The sequence below is a fragment of the Devosia faecipullorum genome (assembly GCF_015158295.1).
Lineage (GTDB): Bacteria > Pseudomonadota > Alphaproteobacteria > Rhizobiales > Devosiaceae > Devosia > Devosia faecipullorum.
In genome coordinates this window covers 320,333-337,576 of the sequence record NZ_JACDXV010000002.1, presented here as the reverse complement: position 1 = coordinate 337,576, position 17,244 = coordinate 320,333, and the positions used below count along the sequence as shown (strand labels likewise).

Genomic DNA, 17,244 nt, shown 5'->3' with positions numbered 1-17,244 from the left:
CTGCGGCCAATCCAAACGACGCTACTCAGCTCTGGCGGCGAAAATCGGCATCTGCCGCGTTTCGTTTGACACGGGCTTCGGCTATCTGGCGGGCTTGAGAACGCCCTTTGATGGAAACGTATTGCCATGAGTGAACAAGCTGGTATCGGCATCGTGGTCATCGGGCGAAACGAGGGCGAGCGCCTCATTGCCTGTCTGAACTCCTTGGGCACGCTTGTTCACGCCTGCATCTATGTCGATTCCGGTTCGACGGACGGCAGTGCCGATGCGGCCGAGCGCCTCGGTGCCAAGACCATCGTGCTGACTCCAGACATCCCCTTCACCGCCGCAAGAGCCCGCAATGCTGGTCGCCGCGCGCTGGCCATTCAGTTTCCAGACCTCGAATTCATCCAGTTCGTCGACGGCGACTGCACCCTTGATGCCGATTGGATCGGCAAGGCCGCGCCCTTTCTCCGGGCGGAACCGGGCATAGCCATTGTCAGCGGCAGACGGCGCGAACAATTTCCCGAACGCTCCATCTACAATCGGCTCTGCGATGCCGAATGGAACACGCCCATTGGCGAGGCCAACGAATGCGGCGGCGATATTCTGGTGCGCAGCACCGCCTTCGATGCGGTCGGCGGCTATTCAGACGATCTGATCGCCGGTGAAGAGCCGGAGCTTTGCGTGCGCCTGCGGCAGACCGGCTGGCGCATCTGGCGGCTGGACGCGGAAATGACGCTGCACGACGCCAATATTACCCGCTTCGGGCAATATTGGCGGCGCGCCCAGCGCGGCGGCCATGCCTTTGCCGAAGTGTCGCGGCGCCATGCCGGATCGCCCTTCGGCATCTGGGACCGGCAGACCAAAAGCATATTGCTCTGGGGTCTTGTGCTGCCCCTGGCCATTCCCCTGCTGGCGCTGATCCATCCGGCCGCTCTGGTGCTATTGCTGATTTATCCTCTGCAAGTCGCCCGGCTTGGTATCCGCTATCGCGGCGAAGGCCGCTTTGGCTGGGCGCGCGCGTTTTTTCTGGTATTAGGAAAATTCCCCGAAATGCTCGGCGCGCTGCAATATTTTGCCAATGCCAGATTGAAGCGCCACGCCGGTCTCATCGAATATAAGTAAGCCCCTCAAGCCCCGTTTTGGCGGAACAGGGTCTCGAGCGTCTGCGCCAGCAGGCGGCGGTCGTGCTGGCGTTCGATCCGGGCGCGCCCTTCCTGGCCCATCTCCGCCAGGCGTTCCGGGCTGGCGGTGAGCGCCGAACGGATGGAGGCGACCAATTGCTCATGGTCGCCGGGTGCGATCAACCAGCCGCATTGCTCGTCCACCAGTTCGGGAATGCCGGCAATCGTCGTTGAAATCACCGGCCGCCCCAGGGCAAAAGCCTCCATGATCACCACCGGCAGGCCTTCGGCATAGCTGGGCAGCAGCAATGCGCGGCTCTTCGCGATAAGCTCCCGCACCGTCCCATTGTCGGCCCAGCCATGGAGGTGCACCGCATCCCCCACACCATATTTTTCGATTTCGGCTTCGATCAGGGCGCGGCTCTCCCCGTCACCTACGAGAATTACCTTGAGATCGGGAAATCGTGGCCTGAGCGCGGCGACCGCCGCTGGAATATGCACCTGCCCCTTTTGCGGGCATAACCGCCCGACACAGACCAATGTCTGATTATGCGACGCGACTGGCGGGGCCGGGTCGAACTTGTCGAGGTCGAGCCCGCAGCGGGCGATATGGATTTTTTTTGCATCCGTCCGGTTCGCAGCGAGCCCGCTCAGCAATTCGCGACAATAGCCGGAAATGGCGATGACAAAGGCCGCATCGGCGATCTTGGCTGCAAAACTCAGTTTTGGCGCGTCGACGAACTCGTCCGGGCCATGGGCGGTAAAGCTGAAGCTCGGCCCACCCATTCTATGCGAGAGCATCGCCACCGCCGGCGCATTATTGCTGAAATGGCTGTGGATATGGGTGATGCCATCACGCTCGGCCAATTGAGTCAGATAGGCCGCCTGCACCAGATAGGCACTATGGCGCACGACCCCGCCGCCCGCCTCACGCAGCAAGCCATACCAGGCGGGCAGCGCCCGCGCGAAATCGAGCGGATGGGTCAGCGCGTGCCAAAGGCCCGCCAGCACCATTTGCGCGCCATTGCCATCGAGGAGATAATGGGTCTTATCCTGCTCGGCCCGGTCGGCCTGATCGACCAGCTGGCCGGCAAAACGGCGGACAGCCAGCCTGCGCACCTCCAACCCACGCGCTTCCAACGCCTCGATCTCATTGCGGATGAAGGTTCCGCTGGGGGCGGGATAGGTGTTGAGCAGATAGCCCAGAGACATGGAATCAGACTTTTTTTGCCGGCTTGCCGGAACGGGTGAGCGAGCGCTGCTGGGCGATGATCGACGCCTCCGGCGAAGCCCAGCGCTCCAGCGCGGTCAATGAGGCCAGGTTGAGGACTGCCCCCTTGAGGCGGGCGTGAACGGTTCCGGCCAGATTGAGCGCTGCATGCAATTGCGTATCGCTGACCCGATTCCAGGCAATCACCAGCAGAATGTTATCAACGAAACTGGCCGCCGCGCGCAGATCGCCACTGGCAATGAGCGGCGGCATGTCGAAAACGATGAGGTCATAGTCCTCGGCCTGCTCGAACAGCCGGGACATGCGATCCGACCACAGCATTTCCGGACCGACCGTATCGCCGCTGCCGATGGGCAGGAGGTGAAGGCCAGTCCTGGTGTCGCGCAGCACGACGTCGGACAGAAGTGTTTCGGAACCGGCGAGGAAGTGGAAGATACCCCGCTCGGCCTGCGGCGCTAGTTGGCGCGACAGGCCCGAATTATAGCCATTGGCATCGACCAGGAGTACGCGTGATCCCGTCCGCACCGCCATCAGGGCGAGATTGCTGGCAATCGTCGTCTTGCCCTCTCCGGCAAAGGTCGAGGTGACGGCGATGCGCTGACGGCGCGATGGCGCAATGGCGGCGGCGCGAACGCTCTGTCCCATGGCGCCGGACGGATGCGAACTGACTTCCGAGAGCAACGAGGAAGCCGCGTCAAACGAAAACGAGCCCGGAGCCGGTTGCCCGCCGCCTTTGGGCCGCTTCTGCTTGAGCCTGGGCACAATGCCGAGGCAGATTTCGCCAATGGCGGCCACTATCTGCTCTGGCTCGCGGATGCGCCGATCGAGGAAACCGAGGAGCAGCGACAGCACCATGCCGGTAAAGCCACCGCCGATCACCGCCAGGGCGACAATGGTCGTACCACCCATTCCGCTCTTGTCGAGCGGAGCAGTTGCCGGGGAAACCACATGCGCCTGTGCGCCCACCCCGCGCAGGCGGTCGCGCAGCCAGCTGCTGGCCGCTTCGACTGTTTCCTCCCGGTCGACCAGGAGTTTTTCCACATAGGCCTCGACCACCGCATTGGCGACATCCGCGGCGCGCTGCGCATCGGTGGCGGTGAAGGCGATCTGCACCAGGCTGCTCTGGCCGAGCCGCTGCACATTGAGGCCTGCGCGAAACGCCCTCAGGGCGCCGTCAACCTCGTCCGCCGCTTCCGCGGCAATCCCCTGGTCTGCAATCACAGCATAGGCAATTGGGGTCGATGCAATCACCTGGATCTGGGTTTCGATAAAGGTCGGATCAAACAGGGCCTCGGCATAGAACGTATCACGGTCGCTCGAGGACAGGCGCAGATTGGTGACATTGAGCGTCGCCGCCGCCGTATATTGGGGGGGCCGTGTCTGCACGTAGAACACCGCGGCGACCAGGCAGACCAGCGGCAGGATCAGGATAGGCAGACGATAACGCAACAGCGTTTTCAGCATCCATTTCCAGTCATAGACCGTCGTGGGCGCAAGGGGGGCCATCTCGGCTGCACCAATCTTGGCTTCGAGCATCACAGCATCCTCATGACCGGGTTCAGTTCGCCAGCAGCGGCGCCGGGGCGCCGCTCAACCGGCGGATCACCTTGACGATATCGCCGGGCATGACGCGCGTCTGCTCGGTCGCCGCCGTTTCGGTGACGCTGTCACCATCGACACGAACGATCAGATATTGCGGCTCGGCGTCGTCTTCTTCGAGGGCAAGCGCCGCTTCACCGGAATAATAGCTTGCCCCGTTCAAAAGCTTGGCGAGCGCCACACGCTGTTCCTCGACCTCACGCAAATGCGCATTCACCCGCTGCAATTCGCCCATGGCCTCGGCGCGGCGCAATTCGTCATATTGGGTCAATTCGCTGCGCACTTCGAGTATGCGCTGTTCGGCGCGAAGGCGGCTGATTTCAAGGTCCTGCTGATCGCGGGTCGTCTGGGCGAGGCTGGCTTCGAGCGGCGCCAACCGCTGCACCGCCAGGTTCTGTTTGACCAGTTCGCGGACCTGGGCCAGTTCGGTCTCGGTGGCTTCGCGCCGGGCGGCGCTGTCGCGGAGCGATATATTGATGGCATCGAGCTCTTTTTCGAGGCTCGCGATGGAGGCGCTGAGATTGGCGCGCGCGGCATTGCGCCGTTGCCGGCTGTCCTCGAAGAGACGCTGCTGCTCATCCAGCGCCTGCGTCATTTCAATATCGGATTGCGCCTCCGGCATGGGAAAGGCTTCGAGCCCATCGATCTGGGCCTTGAGCCTGATCTGCTGGGCCTTGAGATCGCGCATGCGCAGATCGAGGACCGAAACTTCGCCGAGGCTGCTGATCGCCACCCGTTCGATATCCCAGGCCGAGCGCTGGTCGGAACGATACATGCCCCCCGCAATACTCACGGCGTTGAGCACGATCATGCCGGGGCGATAATTATACTCGCCGGGATTTGTGACATTGCCGGTAATGTAGAATGGGCGATAGGCCACCACTTCCACCAGCGCATCCGGCAGGTCTCGCAGCCCCGCCGCTTCCTGGAGGCGCGTGGCGATCTGGTGACCCAGTTCGCTGGCAGTGAGGCCGTCGGCATTGACCCGGCCGACAACCGGCAGCGCAATCTCTCCGGCCGCCCCCACGACCACGTCCCCACTGAGCGTCGGCCATTCCGCGACTTGGACGCGCAAGCGGTCCTGCACACCGAGCAGATAATCCTCGGCCCTGGCGGGCGACGCCGCCAGGCCGAGGCACAGCATGGTCATTATCGTTGCGCCCAGCGCCACAAACTGCCTTGAGATGTTCATCATAGGCCCAATACTCCGCTTTGGGTCCGTTCTAGGATTGGAGCCCTAACAGCGTTTGAACACCCAGCGCGATCCAGCCCCGGAAAGGTCAAAGCAGCGGCCTTCCTCATTTCATGGTTACCAGACTACCTGGATTGCGGCGTCTCGACAGGCCGGACCATCACCCGGTCCAGACCGAGGCCAGAGCCACGATTCCGGCGCACCGGCGCACTGGTCCTCAATCGCAGCACGATCCCATAGGACATGCCCATGGTCATGAACAAAAGGTATTGAACTTCCCTGGCGAAGATCACCCATTCAAAGAACGAGTGCACATAGATCACCGCCATCGCCACGCCGAAGCCGAGCAGGAGATGTCCCTCCGCGCTGTCCCGGTAGCGCCAGCCCGCGCGCACCGTAACAAAAAGCGGAACCAGCAGCACGATGGCGAAGCTCAACAGCCCGAGATAACCGGTCTCGGCCGCGGCCAGCAGATAGGCGTTATGGACGATATTGTTGCGGTTCCCCTCAAAGGGTGCGACCCCGGCGCGTTCGGAATAACCTTCATTTTTCGCCACATGCACATAATGGTTCGAACCGACGCCGAAGGGGTGGTCTTCGATAATATAGGTCGCCGCCCGGTTGAACGCCGCGCGCTCGTCATATTGATCCTCAGTGAGGGGGGCGGCCTCGAACCGCTGCTCGAATGAGAAAATCACCACCGGCCCGATCACGGCCAGGCCCAACACTCCTAGAGCGGCAAAGAGCATCTTGCGTCCGGTGAGCCCGGTCAGGGCGGACAACAAATAGATGAGGCCAATGCCAAAGGCGGAAAACCCGACGGCGGCGCGGGAGGCGGTAAACACCACCACCACGATGGTCGCCATGGCTGTCGCCAACTGCGAGCGCAGGCCCGGATAGCCATATAGGAGCAAGGCAAGGCAGGGGAACAGGACCAGGTGTGCAGTCATGCCCAAAGTGTTCTGATGAATGAACAATCCCGGCGTCTGCGTCAGGTGCAGGCCAAATCGCTGATAGATAACCGCAACAAGGTGCATGGTCATGCCGATGGCCATGCCGCGCAACAGGCTGAGGGCCAGCTTTGGCTCATAGCAGAGCTTGGCCACGACGATCATGATTAGGCCCATGCGCGCGAACTGCCAGGCGCCAAATGTCGCTGCCAGCGGCTCATCGGCCTGAAAGATGGAAAGGACGGCGGTAAAGACGAAAAAAATCACCGGCAGCGTATATCGAAGCGGTATGGCAATACTCCTGGCGCCCAGGCTCATCAGCCCGGCAATAGCCAGAATATCGAGCAGCGCGATTTCAAGGCTATAGACAAAGCCGATCCAGCCTTCGAAGATCACAATCCCGGTCACAAAAATCGGTAGCGCCACAGCCAGAAACGGCAGCGCCCCGAAAATGGTCCAGAAAATCTGATGAAAACCGCTATTGCTTCGCAAAAGCAGACTGAGCGGGAACGCCGCCAGCGCAGCTATGTACAAAGCCAGGAATTTCAACTGCGATACCTTTGGCACATCCCCTCATTTTGATACCATGGGGGACGCGATCAGGGGTTAACATGACCGGAAATGCCGACACGGGGTTAACGGAAGTCTGCCGATGCGCGCCCTGATGATCGGGCTGCTGCAGGCCGCTCTCTTCTGGTTCGGCGCGCCCGGCCATGCCCAAGGTCAAGTTGTGCGTGTCGTCGAAATCGCCTTGGCCGCCCCCGACATCGTGCATGTAATCCTCGAAGACCCACCCTTCATTCGTGGCGAAATTATCGGCCTTGAGGCCCCCCGCCCCGAACGCAACGGCGCCTGGATCGATTTTGCCGCGGGGCGCGGCATGGTCATCGGCCCACAGCGGGATCACCTTCGCCTCGCCGACAAGCCGCCTTCGATTTATCTCGACCGTAAAACCATTGACGATGCCTCTGCCTATCCGCCGATTGGTGACCGGGAGGTACTGGCCGTTTATCGCAAATCCATGCCATATGACGCCGGCATATTTCCGTCGTCCCATGGCGATACACGGTCCGGCGCCAGCTTCCGCCACGACCTTTATCTCAAGCTCGACGGGTCTTTGCCGGCAGGCTCCTATAGCATTTCTTGGCCGCAAGGATTGCTGCCCGACGCCGCGTTCGAAGTCGATGAGAAGCGCATACGTGCCTCCGCCATCCACCTCACCCAGAATGGTCACAGGCGGGGCGACCTGGGAAAATTGGGATTTCTCTCACTCTGGCTGCCGGGCGGCCCTGATCAGGGCGCCATCGATTTTCGCACCTATGGTCTCGACCGTTTCGAGATTGTCGATGAGCACGGCGAGACCGTCTTTTCAGGCGTGATCACGCTGCGCTCGGCGCCCGACAGCGAGGAGCCCGGCAATGGCCTCGCGAACCTGCTGCTCGACTACCGTGACGGCGCGGCGGAGCCCGTGGCGCTGACCGGCATTTCCGGCACCGACGTCTCGATGGCAGGTCCGCATGACTTTGCCCCGGGCCAACGCATCGCGCTGGAACGGCTCGGCGGCGATCAGGACGCCAGCGCCATATTCGCCGATGTCATGGCGGCAAATGCGACCGGCATGTCGCTCGGCAACTTATCCGCGCCCTTGCCGCCCTCGTTCGCGCCGGGAGCCATCGCCACCCCCGCGCACCGCGCCAATCGTTCTGGCACCTTCGTCTTTGCGCTCGACTATGCCAATTGGACGCCGGAGCGCGACGGCCGCTACCACCTGCTCATCCGGGGCCTCGGCGTCTCTGACCCGCTGGTCATCGCCGACAGGGTCTGGGCCGAGGCCGCACGCACCACTCTGGGGGGTCTTTACAACCATCGCAGCGGCGTCGAACTCGATGGCCGGTTTGGCTATAGCCGCACTGAAGCGTTCCGGCCCGGCGCCGACCTCACCATATTCGAGACGCGCCTGCCATTCTCCTGGTCAAATATGTCCACCAATGGTTTCGTGCCCTTTTCAGCGGCGGCGGCTCCCGACTGGCTGACCGAAATCCCCGTCCCTCAAACCTATTGGGGCGGCTATATGGATGCCGGCGATTGGGATCGCCGTACGCAGCATCTCGACGTCACAAGGCTGATGCTTGCGGTGCACGAAACCACCCCGGCCGGGCGCGAACTCAACGATACGGGTCTGCCGAAATCCGCCGAGGCGCTGCGAAATCCGCTCTATGCCGATCTAAACTCCCTGCCCGACATCCTGCACGAGGCGCTCTGGGGGCTCGACTTCTTCCGGCGTCTGCAGTCAGCGGACGGCAGTGTCAGGGGCGGCATCGAAAGCGCCGAACACCCGTTGCGCGGCGAGCCGAGCTTTCTTGAACACCAGACCGTCTTCGCCTATGCCCCCGACCATCTGTCGAGCTACCAATATGCCGCCAGCGCCGCCAGCATGGCCCGGATATTGAAAGAGCTGGACCATGACCAATGGGCCAATCTCTATGCCGATAGCGCGGTCGACGCCTGGGCCGCCGGCGAGCGCGGCTTTGCCGATCCCGACACCTATTACGCCGACGCCATCGCCATCGGCACCAGAACCGGTTTGTTCGACGACATATCCTGGCCGCTGCGCCGCGACGCCCTGGCTGATGAAACCGCACCCTATCGCAGCGCGGCCGCCGCTGCCCTCTTTCGGCTGACCGGCGAGCCATCCTTTGCAGCCCTGTTCGAGGCAGGCTGGCGCGCCGATCCGGGCATATTCACCCAAAAGGGCGACGCAGCCTGGGACTATCTGCAGGCCGAGGGGGGCGATGCAAAGATCAGGGCCGAGATCACCGCGCGTATCTTGGCCGAGGCAACACTTGTGGTGGAAGCGCAGGAGCACTTCGCCTATCCCAGCCTCAAGCATCCCGACGCCCCCGCCGGCTGGGGGCAGGGCGGTGCGCCCGGCTATCATGAATTGCAGACGCTGATCCGCGCCCATCAAATTTCAGCCGATCCCGCCATTCTGCGTGCCCTCGAGCATGGGTATCATTCCATGCTCGGGGCCAATCAACTGGGCCGCAGCCTCGTCACCGGGCTGGGTCTGCGTTCGGTCAACAATCCGCTGCATGAGGATCGGCTGGCCATGGGCGTCGCCCCGCCGCCGGGTATCGTCATCTATGGCTGGGCCGGGCAAGCCGAGACGGCTTATGGCTGGATATTCGGCCCGCCCTGGTCACCGCTGCCCGAAAGCGGCACCGACGAACATGCTGCCGATCGGCGCATCGACCCGCCCCGTTTTGCCTTGCCCTATTTCGAATATCTGGTCGAGCACCCCGCCCTGATCATGCAGCAGGAATATACCGTGCACCAATCCATCGCCACCATGGCGGCTCTGGCGCTCTATATCCACGGCCGCTAGGCGCGTGGTTTGCTTCCATCTTTTTTCGACAGCTCCTGGACAATCAGCGTGGCGAAAGTGGGAATGGAAAGAATATAGCGGCGCCACAGCCGCTTGGGATCGGATGCCAGCCGGTGCAGCCATTCAACGCCAAGATTGGACATCCACCGGGGCGCGCGCTGCTTCATGCCGGTCATGAATTCCAGAGCCGCGCCGATACATAGGCAGGTGCCAGTGGCGCGCGCATTTTGGGACAGCCGGAACGCTATGGCCTCCGATTGCGGAGAGCCGATGGCCAGAAATACGAAATCGGCCGGCTCGGCCACTACAAATTTCACGCAGCGCTCAAGCTCGTCCGGCTTGTCGAGCACCCCCAGCGCAGGCACATGCGCGCGAATCTTGAGCATGGGATATTGGATCTGAAGTTCCTCCACCACTGCCAAAGAGGGCGCGATAAGCGTCAGCCGATCGCCGGCTTTGATGACCTGCTTGAACAATTGCACGGTCAGATCGGAGCCGGTGACCCTTGGCAGGTCGAGCCTCTTGAGACGCGCCGCCAGCTTGATCGGCATGCTGTCGCACAGGCTGAGCCATGCCTTTTCATAAAAGTGCGCATATTCGGGTTGCTGGGCGAGGCGCACCACATGATCGACATTGGGCGTCACCACATAGCGGAAGCCGGGACTGGTGCGCGCCTGCTCGATGGAAACCAAAACGTCCGCAAATTCGATGTGGTCGAAAAATGCCCCTACGAAATTATGCCTTTTGATGCGGGCTTGGGGACGGATATCGTAATCGGCGAGCAGAAGTTCGGTCATTATCACGCGACTATTTCACAACATCACCTTCATTATAGGGAGGACGGCCACGCAAACCTATGATGGCGTCCTATAAAGGATGAAACAGCGTTAATGAGCGCGAGCGCTATCATTAACAATGCGAAGCAGCAGAGATTGATCTTTGCTCAGTGATGCAGGACGCATAGGCCCCGCGCAAAACCTGGTGACATGTCGATGCCCGTCGCGTCTGCCCTGCTGATTTTGATCAATTTCGTTCTCCTGGTTCCGGTTCTCACCTTTGCGGTCGAAATCGTGGCTGGCCTGTTGCCGCCGCGTCGAAGTGTCCAAACGGCAAGCCGCCCCGATCTGGCCATCCTCGTGCCGGCGCATCAGGAAGAGGCCGGCATCGCCGCCACTCTGGACAATCTGCGTGCGCAGCTCACCCCGAAGGACCGGCTGATCGTCATTGCCGACAATTGCACGGATGCAACGGCGGATCTGGCGCGACGGGCGGGCGCCGAGGTCATCGAGCGGCACGACAGCGCCCGTCGCGGCAAGGGCTATGCGCTCGATTATGGAATAAGGTACCTTGAGGCAGCACCGCCCCAAATCGTCATCATCGTTGATGCGGATTGCACCCTGAAGCCTGGCTGCATCGATGTCCTGGCGCGCCAGGCCATGGACCATGGGCGGCCCACGCAAGGGCTCTACCTGATGCATGCCCCTCACAATGACGATCTGAAACTGGCCGTAGCCGCCTTCGCCTTTCGCGTCAAAAACCACCTGCGCCCCCGGGGACTGGCCCGGTTGAACCTGCCCTGCCAATTGACCGGCACCGGGATGGCATTTCCCTGGGCCATCATTCGCGATGCCGACCTGGCCCATGCCAGCCTTGTCGAAGACATGAAGCTCGGGGTCGAGCTTGCCCTTGCCGGCACGCCGCCGCTTTTCGTCGCCGAAGCGCGGATAGACAGCATCTTTCCGCTTTCCAGCACCGGCGCCGCCACGCAACGCCAGCGATGGGAACAGGGACATCTGGGCATGATCGGACAGGCCTTGCGCCTGGTGCCTGCCGCCATCAAGACGCGCCGCCTCGATGCTCTGACGCTCATCCTCGACCTGCTGGTGCCGCCCCTGACCATGTTGTTGGTACTGGTGGGCGCGGCCCTGGTTTCGACGCTGAGTCTAACAATGCTGTTGGGCCTGCCACCCCTTGCCATCGGACTGGCACTTGCCAATGCCGCGCTGCTTGGCGGCGGCGTGGCGTTGGCCTGGCTCACCCATGGCCGCAGAGTTCTGCCGGCGAGAGCGCTGTTGGGCATCATTCCCTATATCGGTGGCAAGCTGGGCCTCTACGCTGCCCTGGCGCGTGGCAAGGGCAGCAAGGGCTGGATCCGCACCGACCGCCACGGGCCCAGGCCCTGAGGAACCATTCAGGCCAGTGGCCAATCTCGGCCGCTGCGCCCGATTTCCGATTGGCCAGCACGGGAAAAAGCGTCAGAGCCAAGAGCCATGCCGGTCACCAGATGCTTTTCAGTCATGACATAGCGGCCAAAGAGGGTCTGGCCGATACGGAAGGGGCCAATAGCGCGCATGAACCGGGCCTCGTACTGAAACCGGGCGTGGTCGAAATGCACACAAAGGGCATCAAAGCCAAATAGCTGCCCCGTCACACCATATTGGCACTTATAGGCACTTTCCTTGGCGCAAAAGATCAGCCGTTCAAAAATCGGCCTCTCGCGATCATCAAGTTTGCCCAGCCAGATCTTTTCGTCCGCAAGGCAAATCTCATCCGCCACGCCCTCGGGCAAAGCCTCCGCCGGCTCCACATCCACCCCGATGGCCATCAGGCCGTCAGCACGTCTACCTACTGCCGCCACGCAGAAATCGTCACAATGACTAATGCTGCCGACCATGCCATCGGGCCAGATCGGCACACGATCTTCGGCGGAGAGTATCGGCGCGGGCCCCAAGTCTAGTTTCGCCATCGCCTCACGGGCCAGAGCCCGCCCAGCCCGGAATTCCCCTTGCCGTTTCACCACCGCATGGCGGATCGAGGCTTCCTCCTGCGGCAGAGCCAGGGGCCAATTCGCCCTTGGATCGCCATAGGCCACAGCAATATTCGGCTCAAACAGGCCGTCCAGCACCGCGCTTGCCTCAGGAGGCCCGCAACGGTCGATTGCCCAGGGCGGCACGCCGCGCCGCTGCGCGGTCAGCCACCTTGCTCAGCCGGTCCGATGAGGCGCTGGCATCGCTCAGATGGGCCGCAAGGGCACCAACGGTGGGGAAACGGAAAAGGTCGGTTATGGCCATGTTCGGCGCGATTGAGGCCTTGAGATCCCTGTGGGCCTGGACGGCGAGCAGGGAATGTCCGCCAAGGGCGAAGAAACTGTCGGACAGCCCCACCCGCTCCACCCCCAGAATGCGCTGGAACACTGCCGCTATTCCCCGCTCCATCGAATTGTCCGGCTGCACATAGTCGAGGGTTTCGGCCTCGAGCCGGACCGGTTCAGGCGCCGGCAGCGCCTTGCGGTCCACCTTGGCATTGGGGGTCAGGGGGAAGCTTTGCAGGGTAACGAAATGCGCCGGAATCATATGTCCCGGCAGGCTCTCGCCCAGATGCGCCCGCAGCAGGGCTTCATCGACCGCGCCCGATTGGCGCAGATAGGCCACGAGGCGCGTGTCATCGGCCCGATCCTCGCGTGCCACGACCACGGCCTCGGCCACGCCCGGAAATTCGGAGATGCGCGCCTCGATCTCACCCAGTTCGATACGATAGCCGCGCACCTTGACCTGATGGTCGGTCCGCCCGAGAAATTGCAGTCGCCCGTCCGGCAGGAAGCGAGTCAAATCGCCGGTGCGATACATACGCCCACCGGCAAAGGGGTTATTCAGAAACCGTTCTTCAGTGAGATCAGGCCTGTTGTGATAGCCCCGGCCCACCCCGTCGCCACCGATATAGAGCTCGCCCGGAACGCCTGGCGGCACGGGACGCTGATGCTGGTCCAGCACATAGAGCTGCGTATTGGCAATCGGCCGCCCCAAGGGCACCACGCCAGGTTCGGAGGCCGCAACCGCCACGGTCGAGGACCAGATCGTGGTCTCGGTCGGGCCATACATGTTCTCGATGGTCGCCGGCGTTGCCGCGCGCAATTCCGCGACTAGGCTTCCCGGCAAGGCTTCGCCGCCGATGAACAGATGCTTGACCTGCGCCAGCGCCCTGCGGTCGGCTTCCCCCATCAGGAACATTCGTGCCATCGAGGGCGTAAATTGCAGATGGGTGACGCCATTGTCGACGATCTGATCCGCCAGACTGGCAGGTGCAGTCTCCGCGCCGGTCGCGGCAGCGGGCTTGCACCGGGCGACGAGTTCGGCCAGCACATCCATGCGTTCTAGCACGAGGTCGGTGGCGACGCCGAAATCGATCAGGCAGGCCACTTCGTCGACCCCGATAGCGGCAATTTCATTGATGCGGCTGGCCGCATCGTCCACCGTTCCGAACAGGCCGCTATCGTCGAAATAGCGCTGGAACGCGAAGTCAAGGATGGCGTCCAGCTCCTCCTGGGCCAGGCCCTGGAGGTCGATGTCCATGGGATTGGCAAGGCCCTGCGGCTTCTTGAATGCCGGGAAGGCCCAGGCATATTGCTTGATCAGCGCCGTGGCGCTGCGCAGATAATCCTTCATCGGCTCGCGGGCGCGCTCCCGCACTTCGTCCCGATCGGCGCCGAGCAGCGTGTGCAGCATCAGCGTGACCTTGTAATCGGCCGGATCGCGCCCGACTTCCACCAACGTGTCGCGATAGATCTGGATTTTGTCCTTGAGCTCGGCAATGGACTGGCCCAACAGATGGGTCAGCACATTGGCGCCGAGCCGCGCCGCGTCGCGATAGGTTTCGGGATTGCCGGCCGTAGTCACCCAGATCGGCAATTCCTTCTGCACCGGGCGCGGTTGCGTCACCACCCCGACATTGCGCTCGCCAAAGGCGAAATCGACCTTTTCGCCGCGCCATAGCTGCCGCAGCGTTTCCACGTCGCGCAGCATCGCCGCCTTGTTGTTCGGTGGCGCGTTTTCTGGGCGCAGCACGAAATCTTCCGGCATCCAACCCGACGCCACTGCCAGTCCCACCCTGCCATCGCTGAGATTGTCGAGAACCGCCCAATCCTCGGCGACGCGCGCCGGGTGGTGCAGGGGCAAAACGCAACTGCCGGCGCGGATAGAGAGGTTTTTGGTGATCGAGGCCACCGCCGCTCCGGTCACCGCCGCATTAGGATAGGGCCCGCCGAAGGCATGAAAATGCCGCTCCGGCGTCCAAATGGCCGTAAAGCCGTTCTGATCGGCAAATTTGGCGCCTTCCAGCAGCAGGCGATATTTCCCCGAACCGACACCATCGTCATTGCCCCAGTAGAACAGACCAAAATCCATTGGCGCGGCGGGGGTGACAGCGCGGTTCGCCTGCAATTCGCTATTGTGGATCACCACCTTGAAGCCGCGAGCCAGCGTCCAGAACAGCTCCAGAACGGAAATGTCGAAGGAGAGGCTGGTAACCGCCAGCCAGACCGGCTGGCCGGTTTCCGGCACCGCAATGCGCTGATCCATGCCGGCAAAGAAATTGGCCACGTTGCGATGCTCGAGCATCACCCCCTTGGGCCGGCCGGTGGAGCCTGACGTATAGATGACATAGGCGAGATTATCGGGTGCGGCGGCGACGGCGGGGCGGGCGTCAGAGCCACCGCCCGCGAGCAGATCCTCGATCACCACCATGCGTGCGCCTTGCACGTCTAGGCTCCCGGCCAATGCCCGCTCCGCCAGAACGATGGGCGCGGCGCTATCGTCCACCATCAGGGCCAGGCGATCCGAGGGGAAAGTTGGGTCGAGCGGCACATAGGCCCCACCGGCTTTGAGAATGCCCAGGGCGCCGGCCAACAGGTCGACGGAACGGGTGACATGCAGACCGACCAGCACGTCTGGCCCCACCCCGGCGGCAACAAGCTTATTGGCGAGGACATTGGCGCGCTGCTCGAGTTGGCGATAGCTCAATTCAACGCCGCCAGCGGCAATGGCAATGGCGTCCGGCGTGCGATCGGCCTGGCGCTCGAACAGCTGATGCATGCAGGCCGGCTCATAGGCCAATGCCGTATCGTTCCAGCCCTGCAGCACCTGGTCCTGTTCGGAACCGGACATCACCGCGACCTCGGCCAGCGCCTGCGAGCGATCGGCAAAGGCCGCCGCGACGAGGCCAAGCCGAATTGCCAGCACTTCCATCGTGGCGCCATCGATGCGATTGCGGTCGAAGAGCAGATGGTCGCCGCCCGGCATGATCGCCAGGGCAAAGGCGCAGCCATCGGGCAGAACAAGCGCCTGTTCGCCATCGAGAAGTCCCACGCTCAATCGTGGCGCAGTGATGTCGGCAAAGCGGTATTGCAGGTCCGACAGATACGGACCTTGCTGGCGCAGCCTATCCAGCTCATCCTGCAATTCCGCGACAAAGGCGCCCAGGCTCTGACCGTCCCGCACCACCACATTAAGCGGTGCCGCCCCAGCGAAATAGCCCGGGAATTGCACATTGCAATGCGCCGTCTTCGCCGAGCGATAGGCGAGCGAAAAGGTCTCCTGGCCGCTCAACCGCGCCAGCAGCACGGCCAGTGCCTGAAGCTTTTCGTCGCTGGAAACCGCCTCCGGCAAGGCGAGAGGCACACTGGCGACATCAGCTGGCCGTGCCTCCGAGAACGGTTCGATGTCCATGAGGTCGATATCCTGCGCCGCCACCAAGCGCTTGCGGAACGTGCCTTCATGGCGCGCCGCCTGTTCGACCTGCGCCGAAAGCGCGGCATCGTCCTCGGCTGTCAGGGTCGGCAAGATGACACCGATCATCAGTGCCGCAAATAGCGGAGCATCGTCGCCCAGCCGCTGGCCGCTGACGATTACACTGGCGTCGCCCGTCGCGACGCTGACGCCATCTGAGGATATGGCCAAGACGGTTCCGGGCATTGCGCCCGACATCATTGGCTCGATCTTGAAATCGGTAATCCGATAAAGTCCATCCGACGCTCGCAATTTGGGCGTCACCAGCGGATTGGCATAGCCGGCGCCGAAATTGAGACCATTGACGAGACGCAGTAGAGTTTCTGCGCTTTGGTGCCAAGCCAGCGTGCCGGCAGCTGCGGGACGCTTGGCCTTGGCGTAATAGCTGCGCTGGCCGAGATCTTGGCTTCGTCCTTCCAACGCGCCTGCTTCGATCCGCTCGATGAGCCCGGCAAAGCTCGCCATGCCAGCCTCAAAGCACTTGCTGTTGAGCGTCAGCGCCGTCTCGCCGGGGCTGATGTCGAAAAGCTTTTGCGCATGGATGACGCCTTCGTCGACGCCCTTTTCCATTCCATGCCAGGTCACGCCATGCTGGCTCTGGCCTTCGATGAGTGCCCAGGCGGGCGCGTTCAATCCCGCATAGCGCGGCAGGGGGCCATCATGAAAATTGATCGCTCCGGAACGCGCGAGTTCGAGCAGCTTTTCGGGAATGATGCGCAGATTGGCGATGCTGAACAGCCAGTCGAAACCGATATTGCCAAGGCGCGTCTCCAGCTGCTCGTCCCAATCCAGCACGACGATCCCGTTCTGTCTCGCATAATCGGCAATGTTCTGGTTCTGCGTGACGATGGCAGCGACATTGTGCTCGCGCTCGCGAAGAATTTCCGCGCACTGGACCAGCAGGGATTCATCGCCAATGAGAACGTGGTTCAAACCTATTGCCAAGATCGTCTCCCCAAAGCAGCGCGGCGCATCGCATCACCCTAGGGCCCCGCGATTAGCCCATCATGATCTTTTGAAAGGGAATTGCGCGAGCCAATGTAATCTTTGGTTAAGCCGGGTGCCCGGAGCGACAACAGGGTTAACTCTCTGCTCACGTTGCAGCGCAGCCGGAAAATTTAACGACATTCGGAGTTTTTCCGGCAAGCCTCGGGCAGCGATGATATTTGCTCTGATGCGTCTGGCCTGCACCGATATTCTTTCCGTAGCGGCAAATCATCT

At 62.2% G+C, this 17,244-nt stretch carries 10 protein-coding genes; 3 read left to right on the top strand and 7 right to left on the bottom strand.

All coding sequences use genetic code 11. The features are described 5' to 3' along the window. Positions 1-126: 126 nt before the first annotated feature. On the top strand, positions 127-1,107 hold the full coding sequence (locus H0482_RS07385; protein ID WP_193729402.1) for a glycosyltransferase: 981 nt from the start codon (positions 127-129) through the stop codon (positions 1,105-1,107). A 5-nt stretch (positions 1,108-1,112) separates the two neighbouring features. On the opposite strand, the gene H0482_RS07380 is transcribed toward H0482_RS07385, so the two are convergent. From H0482_RS07380 to H0482_RS16885, 4 genes are all read right to left on the bottom strand, one after another. Next, a complete protein-coding gene (locus H0482_RS07380) occupies positions 1,113-2,318 on the bottom strand; it encodes a glycosyltransferase family 4 protein (protein WP_193729401.1) in 1,206 nt (401 codons plus the stop codon). A gap of 4 nt (positions 2,319-2,322) precedes the next feature. After that, positions 2,323-3,873 (bottom strand): tyrosine-protein kinase domain-containing protein, encoded by a 1,551-nt coding sequence (locus H0482_RS07375; protein ID WP_193729400.1) that lies wholly within the window; start codon positions 3,871-3,873, stop codon positions 2,323-2,325. 22 nt (positions 3,874-3,895) lie between these two features. Beyond that, entirely contained in the window at positions 3,896-5,131 is a 1,236-nt protein-coding gene (locus tag H0482_RS07370) for a polysaccharide biosynthesis/export family protein (RefSeq protein WP_193729399.1), read from the bottom strand. Positions 5,132-5,253: 122 nt separating this feature from the next. Next, entirely contained in the window at positions 5,254-6,645 is a 1,392-nt protein-coding gene (locus H0482_RS16885; RefSeq protein ID WP_193729398.1) for an O-antigen ligase family protein, read from the bottom strand. An 85-nt stretch (positions 6,646-6,730) separates the two neighbouring features. Between H0482_RS16885 and H0482_RS07360 the strand changes: the two genes are divergently transcribed. After that, on the top strand, positions 6,731-9,463 hold the full coding sequence (locus H0482_RS07360) for a glycoside hydrolase family 9 protein (RefSeq protein WP_193729397.1): 2,733 nt from the start codon (positions 6,731-6,733) through the stop codon (positions 9,461-9,463). On the opposite strand, the gene H0482_RS07355 is transcribed toward H0482_RS07360, so the two are convergent. Further along, complete coding sequence (locus tag H0482_RS07355) at positions 9,460-10,260, bottom strand: WecB/TagA/CpsF family glycosyltransferase (protein ID WP_193729396.1); 801 nt, start codon at positions 10,258-10,260, stop codon at positions 9,460-9,462. The two genes, H0482_RS07360 and H0482_RS07355, sit on opposite strands and share 4 nt — an antisense overlap. 195 nt (positions 10,261-10,455) lie before the next feature. On the opposite strand from H0482_RS07355, the gene H0482_RS07350 reads away from it, so the two are divergent. Beyond that, positions 10,456-11,646: a glycosyltransferase family 2 protein gene (locus tag H0482_RS07350; protein WP_193729395.1), complete on the top strand. Its 1,191-nt coding sequence runs from the start codon at positions 10,456-10,458 to the stop codon at positions 11,644-11,646. Between the two features lie 8 nt (positions 11,647-11,654). Here the strand turns inward: H0482_RS07350 and H0482_RS07345 are convergent, their stop codons facing one another. Both H0482_RS07345 and H0482_RS07340 read right to left on the bottom strand, forming a co-directional pair. After that, a complete protein-coding gene (locus H0482_RS07345; protein WP_193729394.1) occupies positions 11,655-12,368 on the bottom strand; it encodes a 4'-phosphopantetheinyl transferase family protein in 714 nt (237 codons plus the stop codon). Between the two features lie 10 nt (positions 12,369-12,378). Next, complete coding sequence (locus H0482_RS07340) at positions 12,379-16,968, bottom strand: MupA/Atu3671 family FMN-dependent luciferase-like monooxygenase (RefSeq protein ID WP_230989500.1); 4,590 nt, start codon at positions 16,966-16,968, stop codon at positions 12,379-12,381. Positions 16,969-17,244: the final 276 nt, after the last annotated feature.

What these genes read in the sequence shown, in the direction of transcription:
- H0482_RS07380 (WP_193729401.1), bottom strand. Translation starts at nt 2,318, where the DNA reads ATGTCTCTGGGCTATCTGCTCAACACCTATCCCGCCCCCAGCGGAACC.
- H0482_RS07350 (WP_193729395.1), top strand. Translation starts at nt 10,456, where the DNA reads ATGCCCGTCGCGTCTGCCCTGCTGATTTTGATCAATTTCGTTCTCCTG.
- H0482_RS07360 (WP_193729397.1), top strand. Translation starts at nt 6,731, where the DNA reads ATGCGCGCCCTGATGATCGGGCTGCTGCAGGCCGCTCTCTTCTGGTTC.
- H0482_RS07385 (WP_193729402.1), top strand. Translation starts at nt 127, where the DNA reads ATGAGTGAACAAGCTGGTATCGGCATCGTGGTCATCGGGCGAAACGAG.
- H0482_RS07355 (WP_193729396.1), bottom strand. Translation starts at nt 10,260, where the DNA reads ATGACCGAACTTCTGCTCGCCGATTACGATATCCGTCCCCAAGCCCGC.
- H0482_RS07370 (WP_193729399.1), bottom strand. Translation starts at nt 5,131, where the DNA reads ATGATGAACATCTCAAGGCAGTTTGTGGCGCTGGGCGCAACGATAATG.
- H0482_RS07375 (WP_193729400.1), bottom strand. Translation starts at nt 3,873, where the DNA reads ATGCTCGAAGCCAAGATTGGTGCAGCCGAGATGGCCCCCCTTGCGCCC.